Raw genomic sequence first — 23,070 nt, forward strand, 5'->3', positions numbered from 1 at the left:
CAATCATAATATAAGGCTTCTGCATGACTATCACCATGCAAGCCAGATCCAGTGCTTGGCTCCCTTGCCAGGCCGATGGGCCCGCACCATCACTTCTTCTACCAGAAAGCCGACTCGCTTGAGGCGTTCAGTAAAAGCCGGGTCCTGGCCTGCCGACCACACGGCCAGGATACCGTCCGGGCGCAGCGCTGCCTGGGCCGCCGCCAGGCCGTCAGGGGAGTAGAGCCAGTCGTTCTCGCGTCGAGTCAAACCTTCGGGACCGTTGTCCACATCCAGCATGATGGCGTCGAAACCGCCGGGGCCCTTGCGTATCAACTCGCCGACATCACCAAGACTGACCTGCGTTCGCGGATCCTTGAGCGGATAACCCGCGGCCGCCCCGAGGGGACCACGGTTCCATTCCACCACGCCCGGCACCAATTCCGCGACAACCGCTGTGGCGTCATTGGCTAGACACACCAGGGCAGTCGCCAAGGTGAACCCCATGCCCAACCCACCAATCAGCACGCGCGCATCGGCTCGGTCGGCAACACGCCGGCAGGCCAACTCGGCCAGGGCCTCCTCCGAACCGTGCAGGCGAGTGTTCATTAGATCGCCACTCTTGCCGGCAATACGGATTGAGAATTCATCATTGCGCTGCAGGAGCCTGAGCTCTCCGCCTTGTCCGGGAATGCTCGCCGTGGCTATCTCTTCGAATTTGGCCATCATGTCTCGCTTGTGAAACCGTGTGTTGTGTCGAATGGCGCACGCCACTCATCGCCATCATGCGCCGGGGCATGATGGCGACTCCCTCGACCGCCAGGGAACCTATCGGCCAAGATTCGCCTCGAACGCCCCGCCCTTACGTCAGGAGACATGCAGCATGCACCGCCCACCAACACAACGAGGCATCAGGGAAAGAACGCTGTCTTGCGTGAGCATTATGCTGGCGCTTGCCATGATTTGCCATGCATCTAACGCCATGGCCTCCAATCAGAAAGGACCACTAGAAACTGATTTTCAGCGTTTCGAATCAGCCGCAGAGGCGCTCGACCGCCTGCATGCGCTGGTTGTGGCCAAAGACGGCGAGATCGTTTACGAACTTGCCTTCGCCGGCCCCGGCGTGGACCAGCCCGCCAACATCAAGTCACTCTCCAAGACCGTGCTGGCGGCCCTGGTGGGGGCGGCCATCGAGGCGGGCATCATCGACGGGGTCGACCAATCGGCCACCTCCCTGCTGGGCCCTCTGGTACCAGCGACCGCCGAGCCGCAGGTCAACGAGATCACCATGGGGCATCTGTTGTCCCTGCAAGCCGGGTTGGAGCGAACGTCGGGAGACAATTACGGCGCCTGGGTGGCCAGCCCCAACTGGGTCGAGTACGCCTTGACGCGCCCCTTCGTCGATGTGCCAGGCGGGCGGATGCTCTACTCTACTGGCTCGAGTCATTTGGTCTCGGCGGCGCTGACCCAGGCCAGCGGCGAGACGACACTCGAACTGGCTCGGCGCCTGCTTGGCAAGCCCCTCGATATCGCCATCCCGCCCTGGCCCCGCGACCCTCAAGGCATCTACTTTGGCGGTAACGACATGCAGCTGTCTCCGCGAGCGCTCGTGCAGATCGGCGAGTTGTATCGCCAGGACGGCATCATCAACGGTAACAGGATCCTGCCGGAAGGCTGGGTCGAGGCATCCTGGACGGCTCGCGGTCGCTCGCCCTGGACGGGGGATGGCTACGGGTACGGCTGGTTTGTCACCACCCTCGCTGGAGAGCGTGTCTACTACGGCCGCGGTTACGGTGGTCAGGCACTGTTCGTGGTGCCAGAGCGCGGGCTGACCGTCGCGATCACCTCAGACCCAACCCCTCCCTCCCCCGGCGGGCAATTCCAGGGCCGACTCAACCGGTTGATCGAGATTCTGCTGGGCAAAGATGAGGTCAAATGACCGTGAATAGTTTCCCCGCTGGCCGCTGCGCTACAGGTCGCAGAAAAAACCACGCGTGGATGCTTCAATGCCGTCGTTCAAGACATCCGCCTTGCCACCGTTGTCCTTGTCACTGTTATTGACCTTAAATACTGCCAAGGGCGTATCATTGCCCCATGCCCATGGATGGCCAGGTCAATGACGCTTTTCCGCGCTGAGCATTTCTCGCTCAAGACACTGAGCGCCCTACTGCCAAAGGTAGGGCGCTTCATGTGGCGTGTGCTTCTGGCTTTCCTGCGAAACCGAGGCATCCTGCTGGCGGGTGGCGTTGGCTACAACATTCTGCTGTCGATCGTGCCGCTATTCGCCCTGCTGGTGGTGCTGCTTGCAGGCGTGGTCGATCAACAGCGGCTACTGGAAGTCCTGACGATCCAGGCGCGTCACCTGGCGCCTTCGCATGCCGAGGTACTGCTCGAGGCCGTGCGTACCCTGCTCGATTCCCGTGACGTCATTGGCATTCTGGGCTTCCCCATACTGCTGGTGTTCAGCTCCTTTGCCTTTCGCATGCTGGAGGATGCCCTGGCGCTCATCTTTCATGCCCATGAGACCCAGCACCACCATCGCAGCGTCTGGGTATCGGTGCTGATGCCCTATGCCTTCATGGTGGTGCTGGGGGCCGGCCTGCTGGCCTTGACCCTGCTGGTGACCTTAGTCAGCTCGATCAACGCCTTGTCTCTGGCCATATTCGATCGTGAGCTGCCGCTGGCCGGGCTCTCGGAGTCGATGCTGAACCTCTTCAGCTTTGTGGGCGTTTTCCTGCTTTTCAGCGCTATCTACAAGGTGTTGCCGGTGGTCAAGATCGCCATCCGGCGGGCCATCGTCGGCGGGTTCGTGGCAGCGCTGCTCTGGGAAGGGGTACGACTGTTGCTGGTGTTCTATTTCGCCAACCTGTCTTTCGTCAATGTCGTTTACGGCTCGTTCGCCACCCTGATTGTGATGCTATTAAGCCTGGAGGTGGGCGCGATCATTCTGTTGCTGGGCGCCCAGGTGATCGCCGAACTCGAGCATAACGCGCGTCATGGACTTCCCTGGCATGTCGACCCCCGACGCCAGGCCATCACGCATGTCGATTGAGTCGATGCACGAGTCAGAAGGTCGACAGCCCGTCGCCACCATGACCCGATAACGTAGGCGCTGCCAGGCCGTGGTCTCGTCGTGGGCTTCGAAGGGCTCGCTGGTGATCTGCTGCGGCGCTGACTGCCAGCGACGCTCAAAGGAGGCAGCAGCATCACGCAGGGCCGGAAATTCCGCTCGCCCCTGCAGACGCACGCCGGTTTCCAGGTTGAGATTATCGAGATTGCGACGGGTAAAATTGGCCGATCCGACGATCATCTCGGTCTCGCCACCGTTAGCCGGTCTTCGCAGCAACAGCTTGCTATGGCACCGCTCGCCCCGCGTTACACACCGGCGCACCGCGATACCGGCATCGACCAGCTCCTGGGCGACCGGACGGTTAGGAATGCCGTCCTTACTTCCTCGCGCCACATGCCGCCGGGTCGGCCGACGTCAGCGGCCAGCATAGCGACAGGTGGGGCAAAAAACAGTGCGCCCGACAGAAGCCGGGCGCACTGCATGCCGAATGTCGATCAGGCTCGGGTCTGGCAGCGTAGCCGGCGGCGACGCAGCACTAGGCGCAATAACGGCACCAGCGCCGCGACTCCCAGGGCTGCGATCCCGAGCACCACCAGCATCGCCGGGCTGCCGGTATGGGCATGGACCGAGGGAGCCCCATGACCGGAATGGGCCAGGGCGGTGGTAGCAGGTAGCAGCAGGCAGGCACCAAGGACGGCGGGGCGAAGCGGTTCGAAAGGACGCGTCATCATGGAACGATCTCCTGGCAATGGCGAAGGATAGCAATAGCTAAATGGGGTGAGGCAAAAAGGCGTCAGGTGGTAGCGACAGCGGCCCGTGGGCGGCGCTCCGGCAGCATGCCGCGATCGAGGATGAAGCGGATGATCTCCTCGAGGCCTACGCCATCGTAGAGGTTGGTGAAGACAAAGGGTCGTTCGCCGCGCATCAGCTTGGCGTCGCGCGCCATGACCTCGAGCGAGGCGTGAACCTGTTCGGCGATGTCGATCTTGTTGATGATCAACAGGTCCGACTTGGTGATCCCCGGCCCGCCCTTGCGTGGGATCTTGTCGCCGGCGGAGACATCGATGACGTACAACGTGAGATCCGATAACTCGGGACTGAACGTCGCCGAGAGGTTATCGCCGCCGGATTCCACCAGCACCAACTCCAGGTTCGGGTGTCGCGCCAGGAGGTCGTCAATAGCGGCGAGGTTCATCGAAGCATCCTCGCGTATGGCCGTGTGCGGGCAGCCGCCCGTTTCCACACCGAGGATACGGTCGGCCGCGAGCGCCTCGTGCTTGAGCAGGAAGTCGGCGTCCTCGCGGGTATAGATGTCATTGGTGACCACCGCGATATCGTAGTGGTCGCGCAGCGCCAGGCAGAGCTGCTTGAGCAGTGCCGTCTTGCCGGAGCCCACCGGGCCGCCGACGCCGATACGCAGGCAATGGGTCATGGTCTTTTCTCCTAGCTTCTGAACAGTCGCGAATACTGGGTCTCATGCAGGGCGCTGGCCAGCGCCAGGCCGGGCAGTGCCGGGCCGAGCTCGTCGTCGTCCAGGGACAACGCCTCGTCCACGGCCGTTACCAACAAGGGACGCAAGCGCTCGACCAGACGCTGGGCGGCGGTATGACCCAGCGGCAGCGCCTTGCAGGCTACGGCGAGCTGATTCTCGAGCCATGCCCAGGCGAAGCCCAGCAGTGCCTGGCGAAGCGGCACGCCCCGCATCTTCGCCGTCCAGGCGAACAGCGTCACATAGCCTGCACCGGGAGGCAGCATCGGGGCATCTGGTGAATCGCCATCTTGTAAAGGGCTATCTCGTGAAGGGCTTTCTTGTGAAGAATAAACTTGTGACGTGCTACCGGGTAGCCGGTCGAGGCTGCCCAGCAGGCGCGTCAGCGAAGCGCCCAGGCGCGCATCCTCGGCGGCGAGTTCGGCCGTCTCGCGGTTGGCGGCAAGCCAGGCATCCCATTCGCCGATCGCCTCGCCATCGCGCTCTGACCAGGCGACATGCAGGCGCGCGAGCACCGGCAATTCACAGCGTGTCAGGCCATCGTCGAGCACGCCTTCCAGCCAGTCACCGAGGCTCGCCTCGTCACTGACCCAGCCCAGCTCGAAGGCACTCTCGAGCCCTTGAGAAAATGCAAAGGCGCCGATGGGCAGCGCCGGGCTGACAAGTTGCAGCAAGCCAAGCAACGCCAGATCACCACTCTGCCCTTCATGGCCGGGCGACTCAGTGCGCATGATCGTGCTCGTGGGCATGAGAATGATCCTGGCCATGGGTATGGTCATGGCCATGAGAATGCCCCACCTGGGAATAGGCACCGGATTCGGGATCGAAAGGTACCTGATGATGCACCAGGGTTGCCCCCAGCAAGGTGGCGAGTTCCTCGAGCACATGGTCCGGCGGGAAGCGTACGAAGCCGCCCTCCTCGTCCTCGCCAAGGGCCAGTTGTACATGGCGGTTGCCCAGATGGTAGGCGAGCCGCGCCAGGGGCAGGCCCGCGGCGATACGGGCGGTAACGACCGGCTCAACGGCGGCCTGGATACGCACCAGCTCGCCGCTCTCGGCACGCAATCCTTCGCCATCTTGCAGCACCGGGCCGCGGTCGAGGAAGAGGCCCAACTCGCGGCCAGCATCGCTCATCGCCTTGAGCCGGCCGCGGATCCGCAGCTCATAGGGCAGCGTCAGGGTGTCACTCGCCTGGCTCGCCTCGATGGGACCAAGTCGTTCGGTCAGTTTCAGCATCGTTTACCTCAATCTCGAGCGTCGTGCCGTTCTCATACATAGCTCAAAACAAATGATACCGTTGAGCCAGCGGCAGCTCGGTCGCCGGTTCACAGGTCAGCAGTTCGCCATCGGCATGAACCTCGTAGGTCTGCGGGTCCACGGTCAGCTCGGGGCAGGCGTCGTTGAGCTTCATGTCGGATTTGCGCACGCCTCGCACGTTCTTGCAGGCGGTCAGTTCACTGCGCAGGCCCAGCCGCTCGCCGATGCCGGCGTCCAGCGCCGCATGGCTGACGAAGGTCAGGCGGGTCTGGCTCGCCGCCCGGCCGAAGGCACCGAACATGTAGCGATAGTGGACCGGCTGGGGCGTGGGGATCGAGGCATTGGGGTCGCCCATCGGCGCGGCGGCAATCATGCCACCCTTGATGATCATGGCCGGCTTGGTGCCGAAGAAGGCCGGTTTCCAGAGCACCAAGTCAGCCAGCTTGCCGACTTCGACCGAGCCCACCTCATGTCCGATGCCATGGGTGATGGCTTGATTGATGGTGGTCTTGGCGATATAGCGCTTGGCACGAAAATTGTCGGCGCCCAACGCCTCGTCTTCGGGCAGCAGGCCGCGCTGCACCTTCATCTTGTGGGCGGTCTGCCAGGTACGGCACACCGACTCACCGACGCGGCCCATCGCCTGCGAATCCGAGGCGATCATCGAGATCACCCCCAGGTCATGGAGAATATCCTCGGCGGCGATCGTCTCGCGGCGGATGCGCGAATCGGCGAAGGCCACATCCTCGGGTATCTTCGGGTCGAGGTGATGGCAGACCATCAGCATGTCGAGGTGCTCGTCGATGGTGTTAACGGTATAAGGTCGCGTCGGGTTGGTCGACGACGGCAGCACATAGGGCCTTGCACAGGCGGTGATGATGTCCGGCGCATGGCCGCCGCCGGCCCCTTCGGTATGGTAGGTATGGATGCAGCGTTCCTTGAAGGCCGCCAGGGTATCTTCGACGAAGCCCGACTCATTGAGGGTATCGGTATGGATCGCCACCTGGACATCGTAGCGGTCGGCCACACCCAGGCAGTTGTCGATGGCCGCCGGTGTTGTACCCCAGTCCTCGTGGAGCTTGAGACCCATGGCACCGGCCTCGAGCTGCGCCTCCAGCGCCTCGGGCAGGCTGGCATTGCCCTTGCCCAGAAAACCGATGTTCATGGGCATGTCGTCCACCGCCTGGAGCATCTTGCCGATATGCCACTCGCCGGGCGTGCAGGTGGTCGCATTGGTGCCGGTGGCCGGCCCGGTGCCGCCGCCCAGCATGGTGGTGATGCCGCTCATCAGCGCCTCCTCCACCAGCTGCGGGCAGACGAAGTGAATGTGGGCATCCAGTGCGCCGGCGGTGAGAATCTTGCCTTCGCCGGCGATGATCTCGGTGCCGGGACCAATGACGATCTCCACATCGGGCTGGGTATCGGGATTGCCGGCCTTGCCGATCGCGGCGATGCGCCCGCCCTGGATGCCCACGTCGGCCTTGACGATGCCCCACCAGTCGAGGATCAAGGCGTTGGTGATCACGGTGTCCATCACCGTACCGTCGGCGCGCTGGCTCTGGCCCATGCCGTCGCGGATGACCTTGCCGCCGCCGAACTTCACCTCGTCGCCGTAGTGAGTCGCATCGCGCTCCACTTCAATCCACAGATCCGTGTCGGCCAGGCGCACTCGGTCGCCCACCGTGGGTCCGTACATATCGGCGTAGGCCTGCCGACTGATCTTCATGATTGCTCACCCTTGCCGTCGAGGTTGGAAGTAGAGGAGGTTCGCGCGTCACCGGGCGCGGTAGAGAGCGAACCCATCACGTCACCGCGGAAGCCGTAGATACGACGCTGCCCTGCATAGGGAATCAGCGTGACCTCGCGGCGCTGGCCGGGCTCGAAGCGGATCGCCGTGCCCGCGGCCACATCGAGACGGTAGCCGCGGGCCTTGGCACGATCGAAGGTCAGCGCCGGGTTAGCCTCGGCAAAATGGTAATGCGACCCGACCTGGATGGGGCGATCGCCGGTATTGGCCACCTCGACGGTGATTCTTTCGCGCCCTTCACAGAGCTCGATGTCGCCGTCCCGTAATTTGTACTGTCCTGGGATCATCGATTCGGAAATCATCGCGCGCTCCTTACACTATGGGCTCGTGGACGGTAACGAGCTTGGTGCCGTCGGGGAACGTGGCCTCGACCTGCACCTCGTCGACCATCTCGGCCACGCCCTCCATGACCTTGTCGCGACTCAGAATCTCGCGTCCGAAGCTCATCAGGTCGGCCACGCTGCGACCGTCGCGGGCGCCCTCGAGAATCTCGAAGCTGATCAGCGCCACCGCCTCGGGATAGTTGAGCTTCAAGCCCCGGGCGAGCCGGCGTTCGGCCAGCTGCGCGGCCGAGAACAGCAGCAGCTTGTCCTTGTCTCTGGGGGTCAGTTCCATGGCGGCGTCTCCATTGGCAGAAGAATCAGGTCAGCCAGATACGGGGCACATGCGCGTCCCGGCCGATAAGCAGGGGCCTGAGGTTTTCCCAGGCACGCTGACAGAGCGCCCAGGCCTCGTTGCGCTCATGGCCCAGATAGCGCAGCAGCAGCACACCCTGGCGCACCGTCACCGCCCAGCGGATGCTGGCGGTGACGGTCGCGCGCAGCGCCTCGATGGCGGCGGGTTCGTCGTCGAGCCCCACGGCCCATAGCGTCGCCTGTACGGTGGCGCCGCCCTGTCCCCAGCGTCCGCTGAAACGCGAATGCAGCGGGTCGAGGGGCTGTCGCTCCACCCAGAGCGGCTTGCCGTCTCGGCAAAGGCGAAAATGCTGGTCGATGCGCCCCGTGGCGAACGGCAAGTCACTGGCGGGGCGGCCCAGGGCCATGATTTCCCAACCGAGACAACGCGCACTGCCCTCAAGGTCGATCGAGGTTTGCTGCCGGCCTCTCGACCCATCGAAGGCGAGAGTTTCCTGGGGCAGCCATTCGAGCACTCCGCCATCGGCAACTTCGAGACGGGTCTGCTGAGACCATGCCACGCCATGGGCATCGGCCTTGTAGAGTCTATTGGCCGCGGGCGTGGTCAGAAGCGCATGGGCGCCCGGGCCGGCGCTGGCATGAATCGACAGCGCGTCGCCACTGACCAGCCCTCCCGGGGGATGCAGCAGGTAGGCATGGCAGGGGCCGCTCTTGTCTTCCGGATTCTTGGCTTCCGGGTGAAAGGTGCGCTGCACCCGCAGTGGGCCCTGGTGTCGTGACCGAACCAGACGCGTCACGCCGTCGCGCACGCCGAAGTCGAGCTCGATCGACGCCGCCCAGTGACGCTTGGCATCGAAACGATGCCCTGAGGCCGGTGAATGCATCGCGGCCGGTGGAGGCGTGAATGCCGTCATACCGTCAGATGCTCCTTTATGAGGGCATCGCTCAACTCGGCGATCTCTCCACCGGCCACCGGAGAGCCACGATCCATGATCACGAAGTTATCGGCGTATTTACGGGCGAACGGCAGTTTCTGCTCGACGAGCAGAACCGTCAGCCCATCCTCCCGCATCAGCCTGCGGATGACCTCGCCGATCTGGGCGATGATATTGGGCTGAATGCCCTCGCCTGGCTCATCGAGGATCAGCAGGCGCGGCTCGAGTACCAGGGCACGACCGATGGCTAGTTGTTGCTGCTGCCCGCCAGACAGGTCTCCACCGCGTCGATGCTTCATCTCGTCGAGCACCGGGAAGAGCTCGAAGACCCGCTCGGGAATCGTCCTGCTGCCGTCGCTCCTCGCGGCAAGACCGGTGCGCAGGTTCTCCTCCACCGTCAACAAGGGGAATATCTGTCGTCCCTGAGGGACATAACCGATGCCCAGCCGGGAACGCTCCTCGACATGGCGCCGAGTCAGTTCGACTTCATCTTCGTCGGCGTAGCGGATGCTGCCCGAGGCCACGGCCACCTCGCCCATGATCGTCTTCATCAGGGTGGTCTTGCCCACTCCGTTGCGCCCCATCACGCAGGTGCAAGCCCCTGTGGGCACACGCAAGTCGAGATCCCAGAGGGTATGGCTTTCTCCGTAGTACTGGTTGAGCTTATCGATGGTCAGCATCAGGCCACCTCCTCGTCGGGATCGGCACCAAGGTAGACCTCGATCACCTTCGGGTCGCTTGCGACCTGATCCATGCTGCCCTCGGCCAGTACGCGGCCCTGATGCAGTACCGTCACGGTGCGCGCAATCGAGCGCACGAAGCCCATGTCATGCTCTACCACCACCACCGACTGCTTGCCCTTGCCGGCAAGGCCAGTGAGGAGTTCGGCGGTACGCTCCATCTCCTGCCCGGTCATCCCGGCTACTGGTTCGTCCACCAGCAGCAGACGCGGGCGCTGCATCAGCAGCATGCCGATCTCCAGCCACTGTTTCTGACCGTGCGAGAGGATACCCGCCGGGCCATGACGCAGTTCGGTGAGCCCGATGGTCTCGAGCACTTCCTCGATGCGATCGCGAATCTCGCCGGTCATGCGTGCCGTCAGGGTGGGCAGGATGCGCTTGTCGGCGGCCATGGCCAGTTCGAGGTTCTCGAACACGCTCAATGCCTCGAACACCGTGGGCTTCTGGAACTTGCGGCCGATCCCGAGACTGGCGATATCGGGCTCGTTCATGGCCAGCAGGTTATGCCGGCTGCCGAACCACACCGAGCCGGTATCCGGCCGAGTCTTGCCGGTAATAATATCCATCATGGTGGTCTTCCCGGCCCCATTGGGGCCGATGATGCAACGCAACTCACCGTCATCGATGGTCAGGTTGAGGTTGTCGATGGCCCGGAAGCCATCGAAGGTCACCGTCACATCATCGAGGTAGAGGATGGGCCCGTGGCGAACGTCGACCGGGGACGTCGCCGGAACCAGAAAATCGAAGACGCGATCGCGATCGGCCAGTGAGCTCAGGAAACTCATGCTGCGGCCTCCTTGGGGGAATCGTGGGACCGGGATGCCTGGCGGTCGCGTTTGAATCGGTACGCCAACAGGCCGGCAATGCCCTTCGGCAGGAACACCGTGACCAAAACGAACAGACCCCCCAGCGCGAACAGCCAGGCATCGGGCATGGCGCCGGTAAACACGGTCTTGGCGTAGTTGACCAGTATGGCCCCGATCACCGCGCCATAGAGCGTGCCCCGGCCACCGAGGGCCACCCACAGTACGATCTCGATGGAGAAGATCGGCGAAAATTCGCTGGGGTTGATGATCCCCACTTGCGGCACGTAAAGCGCGCCGGCCACCCCGGCAAGCATCGCCGAGACGACGAAGACAAACAGCTGGAAGCGCTCCACCCGATATCCCAGGAAGCGCGTGCGTGCTTCGGCATCGCGGGTGGCGACACTGACGCGGCCCAGCTTGCTGGCAACGATCGCCCGACAGATGACGTAACCCAGCGCCAGCGCTATCCCGGTGGCGATGAACAGCCCCAGCCGCGTGGCATCGCTCCGCAGGTCGAAATTCAGCAGCTCGCGAAAATCGGTGAGGCCGTTGTTGCCGCCGAAGCCCATCTCGTTGCGGAAGAAGGCCAGCATCAGCGCAAAGGTCATCGCCTGGGTGATGATCGACAGATACACCCCGGTCACCCGTGAGCGAAACGCCAGGAAACCGAACACCAGCGCCAACAGCCCGGGCGCCAGCATCACCATGAGAAAGGCGAACCAGGGCATGTCGAAGCCGAGCCAGTACCAGGGCAGCGAGTCCCAGTCGAGAAACACCATGAAGTCCGGCAGGACCGGGTCGCCGTAGGTGCCGCGATCGCCGATCTGGCGCATCAGGTACATGCCCATGGCGTAGCCGCCCAGGGCGAAGAAGGCGCCATGGCCGAGGCTCAGGATGCCCAGATAGCCCCAGACCAGATCCACCGCCACCGCGAGCAGCGCATAGCTCAGATACTTGCCGAGCAGCGTCACCGTATAGGTGGACACGTGCAGGGGGTTGTCGGCAGGCAGCGCCAGATTGAGAAAAGTGACTATCGCCAGAGCAGCCAGCAGCACACCGAGAAAGAGCTGGGTCGAGCGTTCACGAAACGGTCTTGTTAACCACATGTCGAATCAGCCCTCCGCCGCACGGCCCTTCTGCGGAAAGAGTCCGCGGGGGCGTTTCTGAATAAACAGGATAATGAAGACGAGCACCACGATCTTGGCCAGTACCGCGCCCACCCAGGGTTCGAGAACCTGGTTGATGACGCCCAGCGACAACCCGGCTACCAGTGTTCCCCAGAGATTCCCGACGCCACCGAACACCACCACCATGAACGAATCGATGATGTAGTTCTGGCCGAGGTTGGGGCCGACGTTAGTGAGCTGGGAGAGCGCCACACCCGCCAAGCCGGCCACGCCGGATCCCAGCGCGAAGGTCATGATGTCGACGCGGGTGGCGCGGATGCCCATGGCGCGTGCCATGGCGCGATTCTGGGTGACCGCGCGCACTTCGAGACCCAGCCGGGTGCGGCGCATCACCAGCATCAGGCAGGCGAACACCACCAGCGCGAAGCCGAGCACGAAGAGACGATTCAGCGTCAGCGACAGCCCTTCGTTGATCATCAGCGAGCCGCTCATCCACTCGGGCGACACCACGGTGCGATTCAGCGGTGAAATGACCGTGCGCACCAGCTGCTGCAGGATCAGGCTGACACCGAAGGTCGCCAGCAGGGTTTCCAGCGGCCGTCCCTTGAGAAACTGGATGACGCCGCGCTCGATGGCGATCCCGGCGAGTGCCGACACCACGAACCCGGCGGGAATCGCCAGCACCAGTGCCAATCCCGGCTGACCGGGCAGCATCTGCTGCATGCCCCAGGTGGTGTAGGCGCCGAGCATGATTAGCTCACCATGGGCCATATTAATCACGCCCATCACGCCGAAGGTGATGGCCAGCCCGATGGCCGCCAGCACCAGCACCGAGCCCAGCGACAAGCCAAAGTACAGCGTCTCGAGACCACTATTGATGCGAAGCTTCTGTTCGATATCGAGCAGCGCCGCCGAGGCGGCATCGGCTACCAACGGATTATCGCTTCGCGTTGCCGAGTTGAGGGCCGCCCGAACACGACTGTTCAGGCTGCCCTCGAGCTCTGCGATAGCATCGATGTCGCCTTCATTGAGACGGTGAATCGCCAGGCCCTGCTCGAGCAGACGGCGAACCTCGGCATCGTCTTCACTGCCCACGAGCTCGCGAAGTGGCTCAACCATCGCGGCATCCACGCTGCCCAACAACTCGCGGGCCGCATCGCGCCGGTCATCGACATCGTCGGTGTAGAGATCGAGTACCGCCAGGGCGCTCTGCAATTGCCCGCGTAGGGCATTGTTGATGCCGATACGGTCGAGATCGCGCCGCGACATCTCGCCAGCATCCTCGAAGCTCAAGGCGTCGATGACCGGCCAGTTCCGTCCACGATTCTCGAGCACGATCACGAAGCGTCCGGTTTCCTTGTGACGCTGTAACTTGCCACCGAGCAATTCTTCGAGCCAACGACGACTGCGCTCATCACCACTGGTGATGATGGATTCGATGGCCTCGCTCTTCGCCTCGTATGACGAAACGGCCAGTGCCTCGAGCAGCGCTTGGCCTGCAGCTTCGTCCTCCTGGGCCTGTACAACCGGTACTAGCCCGAACAGCAGACAGAGGAGCAACAGCCCAGGCACGAAGGATCGGATCATCCTCATGGGTGAGTCCTGTGGGTTATGGGGAAAATATCGAGCGGCGTGATAAAAGGGCCAGCCATCGCGGCCGGCCCGTAGCGCTTGTTAATCGGTTTCTGCTTCGGCTGCTTCGGCCTGACCACCGCCACAGCTTCCCTCGACCACATTGAAATTGCCGCATTCCAGCGGTTTGCGCCAATCGCTGATCAGATCACGCGAACCTTCAAGATAATCCGACCAGGCATCGCCGGCGACCGTCGAGGGAGTTTCCCAGACGATGGAGAACTGGCCGTTGTCCTGGATTTCGCCAATGAGCACTGGCTTGGTGATGTGGTGGTTGGGCATCATCGCCGCATAGCCACCGGAGAGATTGGGCACGCTGACGCCGATGATGGCGTCCTTGACCTCATCAACCTCGGTGGTGCCGGCCTTGCGCACCGCCTCGGCCCACATGTTGAAGCCGATGTAGTGCGCTTCCATGGGGTCGTTGGTCACCGACATCTCGTCGCCGGTATGCTCGATCCAGGCATCGATGAAGTCGTAGTTGGCGTCGGTATCGACGCTCATGAAGTAGTTCCATGCCGCCAGGTGGCCCACCAGCGGAGCGGTGTCGATACCCGAGAGCTCCTGCTCGCCCACCGAGAACGCCACGACCGGGATGTCGGCGGCGTTGATGCCCTGGTTGCCGAGCTCGCGATAGAAGGGCACGTTGGCATCACCATTGATGGTCGAGACCACGGCGGTCTTCTTGCCCTCGCTACCGAATTGCTTTATCTCGGAGACGATATTCTGCCAATCAGAATGCCCAAAGGGCGTGTAGTTGACCATGATGTCTTCTTCTGCGACACCGAACTCATCCCGGAGATAGGCCTCAAGGATCTTGTTGGTGGTGCGAGGATAGACGTAATCGGTGCCGGCGAGCACCCAGCGCTCCACACCAACGTTGTTCATCAGGTAATTGACGGCGGGAATCGCCTGCTGGTTGGGCGCCGCCCCCGTATAGAAAACGTTCTCGGAGGACTCCTCACCCTCGTACTGCACCGGGTAGAAAAGCAGACCATTGAGCTCTTCGACCACCGGCAATACCGACTTGCGCGACACTGAGGTCCAGTTGCCGAAAATCACATCGACCTCTTCCTGGGAAAGCAGCTCGCGAGCCTTCTCGGCGAATAGCGGCCAGTCGGATGCCGGGTCGACGACCACCGCTTCCAGCTGACGCCCCAGCAGACCGCCCTTTTCGTTCTGTTGTTCGATCAACATCTCGACGGTGTCCTTGAGCGTCGATTCGCTGATTGCCATGGTGCCAGAGAGCGAATGCAGGATACCGACCTTGATCGGATCATCCTCTTGGGCCAGTGCTGGCGCCGCGACGCCAAGACTCAGCAGCGAAGCGGCCAGCCAACGGTAAGAGAGGGCAGGAATTGTCGGGATCATGGGATCTCCTTGCGTTCGATGTTGTTGTGATGTCTGTCTCAAAGGTTATGGCAAGGGATGTGCCAAAATGGTTAAATATCTATTTAATACTTAATTTTCAGAAACTTGAAAAACAGTATCATTGATAACCGTTAGTAAAAATGCCGCTTCTTGGTGCATGCCAATTTCTTTACCGCTCTATTCTTGTGCTTTCTGCTCGTCAAGAGCACATTTTTGGTGCGGCGCACAGGAAAACCCCAACCAGACATAAAAAAGGGCGCCGAATCCATCGGCGCCCTTCGGCTACGTAAAGCGTCAGCAGGTCAGTCGCTTTCAGGACCACCCGAGTCGGGGGCGGCTTTCATGCGGCTGCGCAGCATGGGGCCGACGATATACGGCAGGATCAACCCCAGCCCGGCGAACACCCAAAGGCCGATGGCCAGCCCGCTGTTCCATAGGATGGTCCAGTCACCGTCGGAGATATCCATGGCGTGGCGCAGGTTCTTCTCCATTTCCGGCCCCAGCAACAGACCGAGGATGATCGGTACCAAGGGGATCTCCAACTTGCGGAAGATGTAGCCGGCGACGCCGAACGCCACCATGAAGTAGAGATCGAAGGTCGTGTTACTGATCGAGTAGATGCCCACGAAGGCGATCATGGTGACGATCGGCAGCAAGAACATCGGCGGTACCGACAGCAGCTTGACGAAGATGCCCACCATCGGGATGTTCAGGATCAGCAGCAGAAAGTTGCCGATCAGCAGCGCGGCGATCACGCCCCAGACGATGTCGGCATTCTGCGTGAACATTAGCGGCCCGGGGGTGATGTTCAGCGAGATCAGCAGCGCCAGCAGCACCGCGGTGGTGCCGCTGCCTGGCACGCCCAGCGTCAGCATGGGCACCAAGGCCCCGCTGGAGGCACCGTTGTTGCCGGCTTCAGGGCCGGCCACGCCACGCGGGTCGCCTTTTCCGAAATAGCCCTTCTTGCCGATCACTTTCTTCTCTAGTGTATAGCCGATGAAACTGCCCAACGACGCCCCTGCGCCCGGCAACACGCCGGCAATGAAGCCGAGCACGCCGCCGCGGAAACTGGACGGAAGGATGTCGCGGATGTCCTTCCATTTCAGCGTGAGCTTGTTGACCTTCATCTTTTCCTTGCCACCCCCCGCCTTCTCCTCAATGAAGAACAGCAGCTCCGAGATGGCGAAGAGACCGACGATGGCGATGATGAAATCCACGCCCTCGTAGAGCTCTAGCACCCCGAAGGTGAAGCGCTGCACGCCGGTGGAATCGATGCCGACCGTGGCGATCATCAGGCCGATGGCGGCGGCTACCACCGTCTTCATGGGGTTCTTGCCGGTTATCCCGCCGAGAGTGGCGAAGGCCAGCAGGAACAGCGCGAAGTACTCGGCCGGGCCGAAGGTCAAGGCGAACTTCGCTAGCAACGGCGCCAGCAGGATCAGGCCGATCGTGGCGACCAGGCTGCCGATGAAGGAAGCCACGGCGGAGATCGCCAGCGCCTCGGAGGCCTTGCCCTGTTGCGCCATCGGATAGCCATCGAGACAGGTCATCATCGCCGGCTCATCGCCGGGAATATTAAGCAGTATCGAGGAAATGCGCCCGCCATACATGGCCCCGGCATAGACCGAGGTCAGCATGATCATGGCGGTTTCCGGGGCCAGCCCGAGGGTGAAGGCCAGCGGAATCAGGATCGCCACCCCATTGGCCGGGCCAAGTCCTGGCAGCGCGCCGATCAGGGTCCCGAGAAAGGCCCCGATCAGCGCGAACATCAGGTTATGCGGTTGCAGCGCGACACCAAATCCATCCATCAGAAAGCCGAGAGTTTCCATCAGCCCACCTCCAGGAAAGACAGCACGCCTAGCGGTAGCGCAAGGTCGAGGGCGAAATTGAACACCAAATACACCACCACACCGGAAATCGCCCCGGTGACATAGGCCTTGACCGGTCGCGAGCCCATTCGCCAACAGAGGGTACCCACGGCCAGAGTGGTGCTGATGATGAAGCCTAGCGGCTGCAGTAACATCGAATAGAGCACCAATACCACCACGGCAATGATCAGCTCGATGCCCGTACGACTCCATGGCCAGGCATTATCCGGGTCCGGGCGCACGACCATATACAGGCTGGAAAGCCCCAGCACGATAGCCAGTAAACGAGGAAAGGTTTCGGGTCCGACAGCCTCGGTCCCACCGAAAGATTCGGGAAACTGGGTGGTGCCCCAGCCGTACGCGACGGCCAGGACGATCATCAGTATTCCGAAGATACGGTCGTTGTAAGTCATTATTGAATCAGCCCGATATCTTTGGAGAGCTGTTCGATATCTTCGATCTGGTCGAGGACGAACTGCTCGAATTCACCGGCGGTCATGTGGAAGGGCATCAGACCGTTCTGTTTCATGACGCTCTTCCACTCGTCGCTGGCATAGACGGTGTCCATGGCATCGGTCCAGTATTGCTTGGCTTCGTCGGAGATGTCCGCCGGCATATAGAAGCCACGCCAGTTGGGGCCCACGGCATCGATACCCTGCTCCATGGCAGTGGGAATATCCTCGTACTCACCGGGCAAGCGCTCTTCGGAAAGCACAGCGAGCACCTTCAGGTCACCGGACTCCATGAAGCCCTGAGCCTCGGTGATATCGCCGGTGAATGCTTCAACGTGCCCCCCGATCACCTGGGTCAGCGCTTCGCCACCGTTGTTGTACGACAGGTAAGCGATACGTGGCAGGTTCTCGATCCCCGCATCCTGTGCCGCGATCAACACCTTGAGATGATCCCAGCCGCCTTTGGCGCTGCCGCCGGCGAACTTCACGCTGCGCGGGTCTTCCTTGAGGGCGTCCATCACATCATTCAGATCCTCGTACTCGGAATCGGCCGACACGGCGATGATCCCATAGTCGGCGCCCAGCGCCCCGATCCAGTTGACCATGTCGGCGGTCATGTCAGGGAACTGGCCCTGGGCCAGGCGGGTCGTGGTGGCGGTAGACGCCGCCACCAGCAGATGATCGTCGCCGGCACGCTTGCTGATGGTATGACCGAAGGCCACACCGCCACCGGCACCGGCCATATTGATGGTCTGCACATTGCCGGGGACCAGATCGAGATCCTGGAGCACGTTGCCGACACTGCGGCAGGTAAAGTCCCAACCGCCACCGGGATCAGACGGCGCGATGCACTCCACCTTGCCCTCCGGTTCAAAGGCCATGGCGCTTCCCGCGCTCACGGTTAACGCGGCAACGGCGAGCAGTTTGAGTGGCGTTCTAGTGGACATTGTTATATTCCCCTAACGGAATGGATCAGAGACGGATCGATGGTTTGACTTGTCAAGGTTCATCGCTTACCTTACAGTTCTGTAAGGCAGAACTACGTTCCTCAGAATGGAAAGTTAGGCGTCTCGCCAAGCGAGGTCAACGGCTGTCTGACCAATTTCGACTAAAGTGTAATCTGGGCCGCATCACGCTTTCTGATTTTCTACCGGCCGCCATCAACGCGGCGTCACATAGAGGTATAGCTCATGGCACAGGATCGCGTGGAGGCCGTCGAGCGGGCGCTCACAGTGCTCGAAGCGTTCGATTCTGCCCAAGAAACCCTAAGCCTAGCCGAGCTTGCTCAAGTCACGGGGTATTACAAGAGTACCCTGTTGCGGTTGCTCGGCTCGCTTGAACGCTTCGATTATGTCAAACGCGGAGAGAATGGCCGCTGGGGCCTGGGACACACTCCTGTCCGTCTGGCGCGACGCCACACGCCCAGTCGCCACCTGGCAGCCCGTATCCAGCCGTTGCTCGACCGCTTGGCATCGGAGAGCGGTGAGACGGCCGCGTTGCTGGAGGGTCGGGGTCGTTACATCGAATGCCGGCTTGCCGCCCTTCCCGATGCCAGCCTACTCCACGACCTGCGACCCGGTGCGCGCTGGCGACGTACCCATGGTCACGACCCGCGATCGGTTGTAGCCGGCGGTGTCATGGTGTGTCGACCGCTACCCACCCCACCTGATGAGCCGCCCTTGTGGCTGTCGCTGTCGGGTCCGGCAGGTCGACTTGACCCAGCGCTTGCCGCCACCCGCCTGGATAACGCCTTGACAACGCTGGAGCAACCACGGGACGCCTCAATGGAGGCTACCCCATGACGCTGTTGCTGGTGGAAGATGATCGCCTACTGGCAGAGACTCTGGTCGACACTCTGCAGCTGGGAGGGCACGAGGTGGACCACCTGGCAGACGGCGAAGCGGCGCGCATGCGCCTCTCGACAGTGGATCATGGGTATACTCTGGTGCTGCTGGATCTCAATCTTCCCGGTTGCGGCGGTCTCGACGTGCTGGCGTCGCTGCGCCGCCAGGACAGTGACACGCCTGTACTGATTCTGACCGCACGCGGTACCGTCGAAGATCGCGTCTACGGCCTCGATTTGGGCGCTGATGACTATCTGGCCAAACCCTTTGCCCTTGACGAACTCGAGGCTCGGGTCAGGGCATTGATGCGTCGTCGAGGCAGTGAACGGCAACTCAAGGTAGGGGCATTGGTGCTCGATGTCATGGCCCAGCGTTTCACGCTTCAAGGCGAGCCGTTCGGCCTTCCCCCTCGCGAACAGCGCTTGTTGACCTGCCTGATGCGTCATGCCGGGGAGCCAGTGGAGAAGACGCGGCTGGTGGGGGAAGCCTTTCAGGACCAACCCATGGGCGATAACGCCATCGAAGTGTATGTCCACCGTTTGCGCAAGCGACTCGACGGTCGTGGGGTGGAACTGCGCACCGTGCGCGGCCTGGGCTACCTGCTGGAGTCGACGTGACGCTTCCCGACAGCCTCTACCGACGCCTGCTCGTTTGGCTGCTGCTGCCGCTGCTCGCCCTGGGTGGATTAATGCTGTTGCTGGCCTGGAGTGAGGCGCGCCGTACCGCCGATCGCGCCTTCGATCGTTTGCTCGAGGCGGCAACTCTGGCCATTGCCGAGCAGGTGCAGCGGCAGGACAACAAACTGTGGCTTGACCTGCCGCCTGCGGCGCTGAAAATGCTCGCGACCGACGCCGAGGAGCGTGTTTTCTACAGCCTGGTCGACCAGGACGGCAGCCTCGTCACTGGTAACGCCGAACTGCCGGGTGACCCGCGTGGCGATACCGAGTCGGACGACATTCACCTTTTCAACGACATCGAGTGGCGCGGACTCCCGCTACGCCAGGGCGTGCGTCGCTCGCGGCTCGAAGACTGGCGCCAGAGGGAGCATTTCGAGGTGCGGGTCGCCCATACCCGCGAGGGTCGCGATGCACTGACGAGAGAATTACTGCGCGGCAATCTCGCCTATATCCTGGCCATGGCGGCCGTAGCGATTACTGTGCTGCTGCTGGCGATCCGCGCCGCCCTCGCCCCGTTGACCCGGCTGCGGCGTGCGATTCGCACCCGCGACCCACGCACTCTGGAACCTTTGACATTGCCACTGCCACGGGAGCTTGCCGAGCTGCGCGAGACCCTCAATGACCTGCTCGCCAGGATGCGCCGCGTGCATGCCAACCAGGAGCGCTTCATTGGCGATGCCTCCCATCAGCTACGCACCCCGTTGGCGGGACTCTCCGCACGTGCCGAACTGGCCCTGCGCCAGGAAGACCCCGCTCGCTGGCGCGAAGCCCTTTTCGCTATGCAAACGACCAGTGCCAGAACCGCGCGGTTGGCAATGCAGCTTCTGTCGCTGACTCGACTTAACAATCCCGAATACCATCCAGACCTCGCCCCGCTCGACCTCAATGTCATCGCCCGACAAGCGGTTCGCGACCACTGGAGTCAATGCCAACGCAGCGACATTGACCTGGGACTCGAGGAGCCGCCCGACCCCGACCCCTTGATCATCAGTGGTGTCGATTGGCAACTCACCGAGGCACTTAACAACCTGATCGACAATGCGCGTCGCTATGGCGCTCGCTGCATCACAGTACGCACCCGGGCGACGCCTCCTACCCTGGAGGTCGAGGATGATGGCCCCGGGATACCCGCCGAGCTACGCCGCGGGATGTTGCGCCCCTTTCATCGTGGAAACGAGGCCCTGGAGGGGTCGGGGCTCGGCTTGGCCATTGTCGAGGGCATCGCCCGCAGCCACCATGCCACGCTGACCCTCGACACGGATCAGGACGGTCGCGGCTTGTGCGTGCGATTGGTATTTCCGGAGGAAGCGCAATGAGCACGCTATGTCATTGGCTGTCGCTGATGCTCGGTCTCTGGTCGTTGGCCTCCCTCGCCGATGAGTCCCTGCACTACCCAGCCGACCCCAGCGCTGGCCCTCCCCACACCCTGGTGATAAATGCGGCCCTCGACCTTCCCCAGGCCGAACCGGTCCTGCAGGCCTTCCACCGCCTGCATCCCGAGGTCGAACTGACCTACCACAACTTCACGACCCTTGACCTGCATCAACACTTTCTCGATGCGCCGGACGCAGCCGACGTCATGATCTCCTCTGCTATGCCTTGGCAGTATCAATTGGCCAACGATGGTCACGCGCGCGAGCAGCTCAGTGCCAATGCACTCGACTGGCCCGCCTGGGCTCGATGGCGCCATGAACTTTTTGCCTTCACCTTCGAGCCCATCGTCATGGTAGTCCGCCGAGAGCTGGATGAGCGCTATGGCGCGCTCCAGGGCCATGCCGACCTTCTGGCACTGCTCGAGCGTCACAGTCGTGAACTGTCAGGTCGGGTCGTAACCTACGATCCCGCCCGCAGTGGGGCGGGCTACACCTATGCCATCGAGGAGTCGCGTCTCTCGCCACGCTACTGGGAACTGGTGGCCGCGCTCGGCCAAACTAGAGCAAAGCTAGTCGACACCACCGGCGAAATGCTGGATGGCCTGGTGGAGGGGCGCTACCTAGTAGGTTACAACCTGCTGGGCAGCTACGCTCGTGAGGTGGTCGCCGCGAACCCCGAGTTGAGACTGGTCGTGCCCGATGACTACACCCTGGTGATACGCCGCCTGGCCTTCGTTCCCCAACATGCGCCGCATCCCGAGACCGCGGGGCGTTTTCTCGACTTCTTGATCAGCGAGACGGGCCAGCGAATCCTCGCCGAGCAGACCGCCCTGGGCGCCATCCATCCGGTGCTGAATGGCCCAGGCACCGCAGAGGCGTTGCGACAGGAACTCGGTGACGCCTTGCGACCAATCGATCTGGGGCCGGGATTGTTGGCCACCCTCGATGATCTGAAACGCCAGACCCTGCTGATGCGGTGGAAGCGCGAGTTCAGCCGCTACAACGCTTTGATGCCTTGATCGTTAACCGTCACGCTGGCCTTGCCCGGTTTCCCAACCGACCGCCAGGGCATGCTCGGGAGAGAACCAGCCGAGCCGCTCATGCAACCCCACGACCCCGCCGACGATGATCAGGGTGGGCGGACGAATGCAATCACGCTCAAGAGAGTCAGGCATTCTGGCCAGGGTACCGCAATGCACGCGCTGCCGTGCCGTGGTCCCCTGTTCGATAAGGGCCAGCCGCGTGTCGGCACTCAGACCATATTGCATTAGTTGGCGGCGTATCTCATCGAGTCCCTGCAGGCCCATATAGAAGACCAGCGTCTGCCCGGGGCTTGCCAATGCGGCCCAGTCCAGATCACAGCTGCCATTTTTCAAGTGTCCGGTAATCAATCGCACCGACTGGGCATGGTCGCGATGGGTCAGCGGAATGCCAGCATAGGCCGCGCAGCCAGAAGCCGCAGTGATCCCGGGGATCACTTCCACCTCGATGCCGGCTGCCACCAACGCCTCGAGCTCCTCCCCTCCGCGCCCGAAAATGAAGGGATCGCCGCCCTTCAATCTGACGACGCGCTTGCCGGCATTGGCCCAGTCGACCAATGCCTGATTGATCCCATCCTGGGGAACACTGTGTCGGGAGCGCGCCTTGCCGACATAACGGCGCTCAGCGTCGGTGGCGGCTAGCGCCAGGATTTCCGCACTGACCAGGCGGTCATGGAGAATGACCTCGGCGTCCTGGAGTCGACGCAGCGCCTTCAGCGTTAATAGCTCTGGATCACCCGGACCGGCGCCGACCAGGCTGACGCGTCCTGTCGTACTCTTCGCGGTTCCCTGCATGGCGTAGCGATGCTCGACGGAGTGGTCAGCGCGGCCGTCAGCATTTTCCATATTCCAGAAACCTCAATTTTCATTTATCGGATATACCCTACGCTAAGCAATCTCTCCTCAATACGCTGTCTAGACGAGCAGGCTACGAGCAAGACCCAACACACATGCCGCCGTTTTTTCAT

General features: G+C 62.2%; 24 protein-coding genes and 1 pseudogene. 6 read left to right on the top strand and 19 right to left on the bottom strand.

What is annotated here, in order from left to right:
- Nucleotides 1–30: 30 nt before the first annotated feature.
- Nucleotides 31–708, bottom strand: coding sequence for a polyamine aminopropyltransferase (locus KG088_RS11115; RefSeq protein ID WP_213825602.1), 678 nt, complete (start codon nucleotides 706–708; stop codon nucleotides 31–33).
- A gap of 214 nt (nucleotides 709–922) precedes the next feature.
- Here KG088_RS11115 and KG088_RS11120 point away from each other — a divergent pair, with 214 nt between their 5' ends.
- On the top strand, nucleotides 923–1,918 hold the full coding sequence (locus tag KG088_RS11120) for a serine hydrolase domain-containing protein (RefSeq protein WP_213825668.1): 996 nt from the start codon (nucleotides 923–925) through the stop codon (nucleotides 1,916–1,918).
- A 177-nt stretch (nucleotides 1,919–2,095) separates the two neighbouring features.
- Nucleotides 2,096–3,031, top strand: coding sequence for a YihY/virulence factor BrkB family protein (locus tag KG088_RS11125; RefSeq protein ID WP_250148211.1), 936 nt, complete (start codon nucleotides 2,096–2,098; stop codon nucleotides 3,029–3,031).
- A 138-nt stretch (nucleotides 3,032–3,169) separates the two neighbouring features.
- Here the strand turns inward: KG088_RS11125 and KG088_RS19585 are convergent.
- From KG088_RS19585 to KG088_RS11210, 17 genes and pseudogenes are all read right to left on the bottom strand, one after another.
- Nucleotides 3,170–3,442 (bottom strand): annotated as a pseudogene (locus KG088_RS19585) (phospholipase D-like domain-containing protein); the annotation flags it as partial.
- A gap of 101 nt (nucleotides 3,443–3,543) precedes the next feature.
- Nucleotides 3,544–3,780, bottom strand: a complete 237-nt coding sequence (locus KG088_RS11135) for a hypothetical protein (RefSeq protein ID WP_213825604.1) — start codon at nucleotides 3,778–3,780, stop codon at nucleotides 3,544–3,546.
- A 62-nt stretch (nucleotides 3,781–3,842) separates the two neighbouring features.
- On the bottom strand, nucleotides 3,843–4,481 hold the full coding sequence (gene ureG, locus KG088_RS11140; protein WP_213825605.1) for an urease accessory protein UreG: 639 nt from the start codon (nucleotides 4,479–4,481) through the stop codon (nucleotides 3,843–3,845).
- A gap of 11 nt (nucleotides 4,482–4,492) precedes the next feature.
- On the bottom strand, nucleotides 4,493–5,269 hold the full coding sequence (locus tag KG088_RS11145) for an urease accessory protein UreF (protein WP_213825606.1): 777 nt from the start codon (nucleotides 5,267–5,269) through the stop codon (nucleotides 4,493–4,495).
- Entirely contained in the window at nucleotides 5,259–5,774 is a 516-nt protein-coding gene (ureE, locus tag KG088_RS11150; protein WP_213825607.1) for an urease accessory protein UreE, read from the bottom strand. Before ureE ends, KG088_RS11145 begins: the two co-directional genes overlap by 11 nt.
- Before the next feature lie 43 nt (nucleotides 5,775–5,817).
- Nucleotides 5,818–7,521 carry an urease subunit alpha gene (gene ureC / locus KG088_RS11155; RefSeq protein ID WP_250148212.1) on the bottom strand — a complete coding sequence of 568 codons (1,704 nt, stop codon included), beginning with the start codon at nucleotides 7,519–7,521 and terminating at the stop codon, nucleotides 5,818–5,820.
- Nucleotides 7,518–7,889, bottom strand: coding sequence for an urease subunit beta (locus KG088_RS11160; RefSeq protein ID WP_213825670.1), 372 nt, complete (start codon nucleotides 7,887–7,889; stop codon nucleotides 7,518–7,520). The genes ureC and KG088_RS11160 overlap by 4 nt, the downstream gene beginning before the upstream one ends.
- Before the next feature lie 25 nt (nucleotides 7,890–7,914).
- Complete coding sequence (locus KG088_RS11165; protein WP_213825608.1) at nucleotides 7,915–8,217, bottom strand: urease subunit gamma; 303 nt, start codon at nucleotides 8,215–8,217, stop codon at nucleotides 7,915–7,917.
- A 25-nt stretch (nucleotides 8,218–8,242) separates the two neighbouring features.
- Nucleotides 8,243–9,151: an urease accessory protein UreD gene (locus KG088_RS11170; RefSeq protein ID WP_213825609.1), complete on the bottom strand. Its 909-nt coding sequence runs from the start codon at nucleotides 9,149–9,151 to the stop codon at nucleotides 8,243–8,245.
- The gene (urtE, locus tag KG088_RS11175) at nucleotides 9,148–9,852 is read right to left on the bottom strand and encodes an urea ABC transporter ATP-binding subunit UrtE (protein WP_213825610.1); all 705 of its coding nucleotides are present in this window, start codon (nucleotides 9,850–9,852) and stop codon (nucleotides 9,148–9,150) included. Before urtE ends, KG088_RS11170 begins: the two co-directional genes overlap by 4 nt.
- Complete coding sequence (gene urtD, locus KG088_RS11180) at nucleotides 9,852–10,697, bottom strand: urea ABC transporter ATP-binding protein UrtD (protein ID WP_213825611.1); 846 nt, start codon at nucleotides 10,695–10,697, stop codon at nucleotides 9,852–9,854. The genes urtE and urtD overlap by 1 nt, the downstream gene beginning before the upstream one ends.
- A complete protein-coding gene (gene urtC, locus KG088_RS11185; protein ID WP_213825612.1) occupies nucleotides 10,694–11,824 on the bottom strand; it encodes an urea ABC transporter permease subunit UrtC in 1,131 nt (376 codons plus the stop codon). Before urtC ends, urtD begins: the two co-directional genes overlap by 4 nt.
- Nucleotides 11,825–11,830: 6 nt before the next feature.
- The gene (gene urtB / locus KG088_RS11190) at nucleotides 11,831–13,438 is read right to left on the bottom strand and encodes an urea ABC transporter permease subunit UrtB (RefSeq protein WP_213825613.1); all 1,608 of its coding nucleotides are present in this window, start codon (nucleotides 13,436–13,438) and stop codon (nucleotides 11,831–11,833) included.
- Nucleotides 13,439–13,519: 81 nt separating this feature from the next.
- Nucleotides 13,520–14,848, bottom strand: a complete 1,329-nt coding sequence (gene urtA / locus KG088_RS11195; protein WP_213825614.1) for an urea ABC transporter substrate-binding protein — start codon at nucleotides 14,846–14,848, stop codon at nucleotides 13,520–13,522.
- A 302-nt stretch (nucleotides 14,849–15,150) separates the two neighbouring features.
- Complete coding sequence (locus tag KG088_RS11200; RefSeq protein ID WP_213825615.1) at nucleotides 15,151–16,677, bottom strand: tripartite tricarboxylate transporter permease; 1,527 nt, start codon at nucleotides 16,675–16,677, stop codon at nucleotides 15,151–15,153.
- Complete coding sequence (locus KG088_RS11205) at nucleotides 16,677–17,129, bottom strand: tripartite tricarboxylate transporter TctB family protein (RefSeq protein WP_213825616.1); 453 nt, start codon at nucleotides 17,127–17,129, stop codon at nucleotides 16,677–16,679. The genes KG088_RS11200 and KG088_RS11205 overlap by 1 nt, the downstream gene beginning before the upstream one ends.
- Nucleotides 17,129–18,115, bottom strand: a complete 987-nt coding sequence (locus KG088_RS11210) for a Bug family tripartite tricarboxylate transporter substrate binding protein (protein WP_213825617.1) — start codon at nucleotides 18,113–18,115, stop codon at nucleotides 17,129–17,131. Before KG088_RS11210 ends, KG088_RS11205 begins: the two co-directional genes overlap by 1 nt.
- 243 nt (nucleotides 18,116–18,358) lie before the next feature.
- On the opposite strand from KG088_RS11210, the gene KG088_RS11215 reads away from it, so the two are divergent.
- The 4 genes from KG088_RS11215 to KG088_RS11230 are packed head-to-tail and all read left to right on the top strand — an operon-like array spanning nucleotide 18,359 to nucleotide 22,081.
- Nucleotides 18,359–18,970 (top strand): helix-turn-helix domain-containing protein, encoded by a 612-nt coding sequence (locus KG088_RS11215; protein WP_213825618.1) that lies wholly within the window; start codon nucleotides 18,359–18,361, stop codon nucleotides 18,968–18,970.
- Nucleotides 18,967–19,629 (top strand): response regulator, encoded by a 663-nt coding sequence (locus KG088_RS11220; protein ID WP_213825619.1) that lies wholly within the window; start codon nucleotides 18,967–18,969, stop codon nucleotides 19,627–19,629. Before KG088_RS11215 ends, KG088_RS11220 begins: the two co-directional genes overlap by 4 nt.
- The gene (locus KG088_RS11225) at nucleotides 19,626–21,005 is read left to right on the top strand and encodes a sensor histidine kinase (protein ID WP_213825620.1); all 1,380 of its coding nucleotides are present in this window, start codon (nucleotides 19,626–19,628) and stop codon (nucleotides 21,003–21,005) included. The genes KG088_RS11220 and KG088_RS11225 overlap by 4 nt, the downstream gene beginning before the upstream one ends.
- Nucleotides 21,002–22,081: an ABC transporter substrate-binding protein gene (locus tag KG088_RS11230; protein WP_250148213.1), complete on the top strand. Its 1,080-nt coding sequence runs from the start codon at nucleotides 21,002–21,004 to the stop codon at nucleotides 22,079–22,081. Before KG088_RS11225 ends, KG088_RS11230 begins: the two co-directional genes overlap by 4 nt.
- A 3-nt stretch (nucleotides 22,082–22,084) precedes the next feature.
- Here KG088_RS11230 and cobA read toward each other — a convergent pair whose 3' ends face one another.
- Complete coding sequence (gene cobA / locus KG088_RS11235; protein ID WP_213825672.1) at nucleotides 22,085–22,897, bottom strand: uroporphyrinogen-III C-methyltransferase; 813 nt, start codon at nucleotides 22,895–22,897, stop codon at nucleotides 22,085–22,087.
- Between the last annotated feature and the right edge of the window lie 173 nt (nucleotides 22,898–23,070).

Origin of the sequence: Halomonas jincaotanensis (assembly GCF_018448785.1) — a bacterium.
GTDB classification, from domain to species: Bacteria; Pseudomonadota; Gammaproteobacteria; order Pseudomonadales; family Halomonadaceae; genus Halomonas; species Halomonas jincaotanensis.

What these genes read in the sequence shown, in the direction of transcription:
- KG088_RS11115 (WP_213825602.1), bottom strand. Translation starts at nt 708, where the DNA reads ATGATGGCCAAATTCGAAGAGATAGCCACGGCGAGCATTCCCGGACAA.
- KG088_RS11120 (WP_213825668.1), top strand. Translation starts at nt 923, where the DNA reads ATGCTGGCGCTTGCCATGATTTGCCATGCATCTAACGCCATGGCCTCC.
- KG088_RS11125 (WP_250148211.1), top strand. Translation starts at nt 2,096, where the DNA reads ATGACGCTTTTCCGCGCTGAGCATTTCTCGCTCAAGACACTGAGCGCC.
- KG088_RS11135 (WP_213825604.1), bottom strand. Translation starts at nt 3,780, where the DNA reads ATGATGACGCGTCCTTTCGAACCGCTTCGCCCCGCCGTCCTTGGTGCC.
- ureG (WP_213825605.1), bottom strand. Translation starts at nt 4,481, where the DNA reads ATGACCCATTGCCTGCGTATCGGCGTCGGCGGCCCGGTGGGCTCCGGC.
- KG088_RS11145 (WP_213825606.1), bottom strand. Translation starts at nt 5,269, where the DNA reads ATGCGCACTGAGTCGCCCGGCCATGAAGGGCAGAGTGGTGATCTGGCG.
- ureE (WP_213825607.1), bottom strand. Translation starts at nt 5,774, where the DNA reads ATGCTGAAACTGACCGAACGACTTGGTCCCATCGAGGCGAGCCAGGCG.
- ureC (WP_250148212.1), bottom strand. Translation starts at nt 7,521, where the DNA reads ATGAAGATCAGTCGGCAGGCCTACGCCGATATGTACGGACCCACGGTG.
- KG088_RS11160 (WP_213825670.1), bottom strand. Translation starts at nt 7,889, where the DNA reads ATGATCCCAGGACAGTACAAATTACGGGACGGCGACATCGAGCTCTGT.
- KG088_RS11165 (WP_213825608.1), bottom strand. Translation starts at nt 8,217, where the DNA reads ATGGAACTGACCCCCAGAGACAAGGACAAGCTGCTGCTGTTCTCGGCC.
- KG088_RS11170 (WP_213825609.1), bottom strand. Translation starts at nt 9,151, where the DNA reads ATGACGGCATTCACGCCTCCACCGGCCGCGATGCATTCACCGGCCTCA.
- urtE (WP_213825610.1), bottom strand. Translation starts at nt 9,852, where the DNA reads ATGCTGACCATCGATAAGCTCAACCAGTACTACGGAGAAAGCCATACC.
- urtD (WP_213825611.1), bottom strand. Translation starts at nt 10,697, where the DNA reads ATGAGTTTCCTGAGCTCACTGGCCGATCGCGATCGCGTCTTCGATTTT.
- urtC (WP_213825612.1), bottom strand. Translation starts at nt 11,824, where the DNA reads ATGTGGTTAACAAGACCGTTTCGTGAACGCTCGACCCAGCTCTTTCTC.
- urtB (WP_213825613.1), bottom strand. Translation starts at nt 13,438, where the DNA reads ATGAGGATGATCCGATCCTTCGTGCCTGGGCTGTTGCTCCTCTGTCTG.
- urtA (WP_213825614.1), bottom strand. Translation starts at nt 14,848, where the DNA reads ATGATCCCGACAATTCCTGCCCTCTCTTACCGTTGGCTGGCCGCTTCG.
- KG088_RS11200 (WP_213825615.1), bottom strand. Translation starts at nt 16,677, where the DNA reads ATGGAAACTCTCGGCTTTCTGATGGATGGATTTGGTGTCGCGCTGCAA.
- KG088_RS11205 (WP_213825616.1), bottom strand. Translation starts at nt 17,129, where the DNA reads ATGACTTACAACGACCGTATCTTCGGAATACTGATGATCGTCCTGGCC.
- KG088_RS11210 (WP_213825617.1), bottom strand. Translation starts at nt 18,115, where the DNA reads ATGTCCACTAGAACGCCACTCAAACTGCTCGCCGTTGCCGCGTTAACC.
- KG088_RS11215 (WP_213825618.1), top strand. Translation starts at nt 18,359, where the DNA reads ATGGCACAGGATCGCGTGGAGGCCGTCGAGCGGGCGCTCACAGTGCTC.
- KG088_RS11220 (WP_213825619.1), top strand. Translation starts at nt 18,967, where the DNA reads ATGACGCTGTTGCTGGTGGAAGATGATCGCCTACTGGCAGAGACTCTG.
- KG088_RS11230 (WP_250148213.1), top strand. Translation starts at nt 21,002, where the DNA reads ATGAGCACGCTATGTCATTGGCTGTCGCTGATGCTCGGTCTCTGGTCG.
- cobA (WP_213825672.1), bottom strand. Translation starts at nt 22,897, where the DNA reads ATGCAGGGAACCGCGAAGAGTACGACAGGACGCGTCAGCCTGGTCGGC.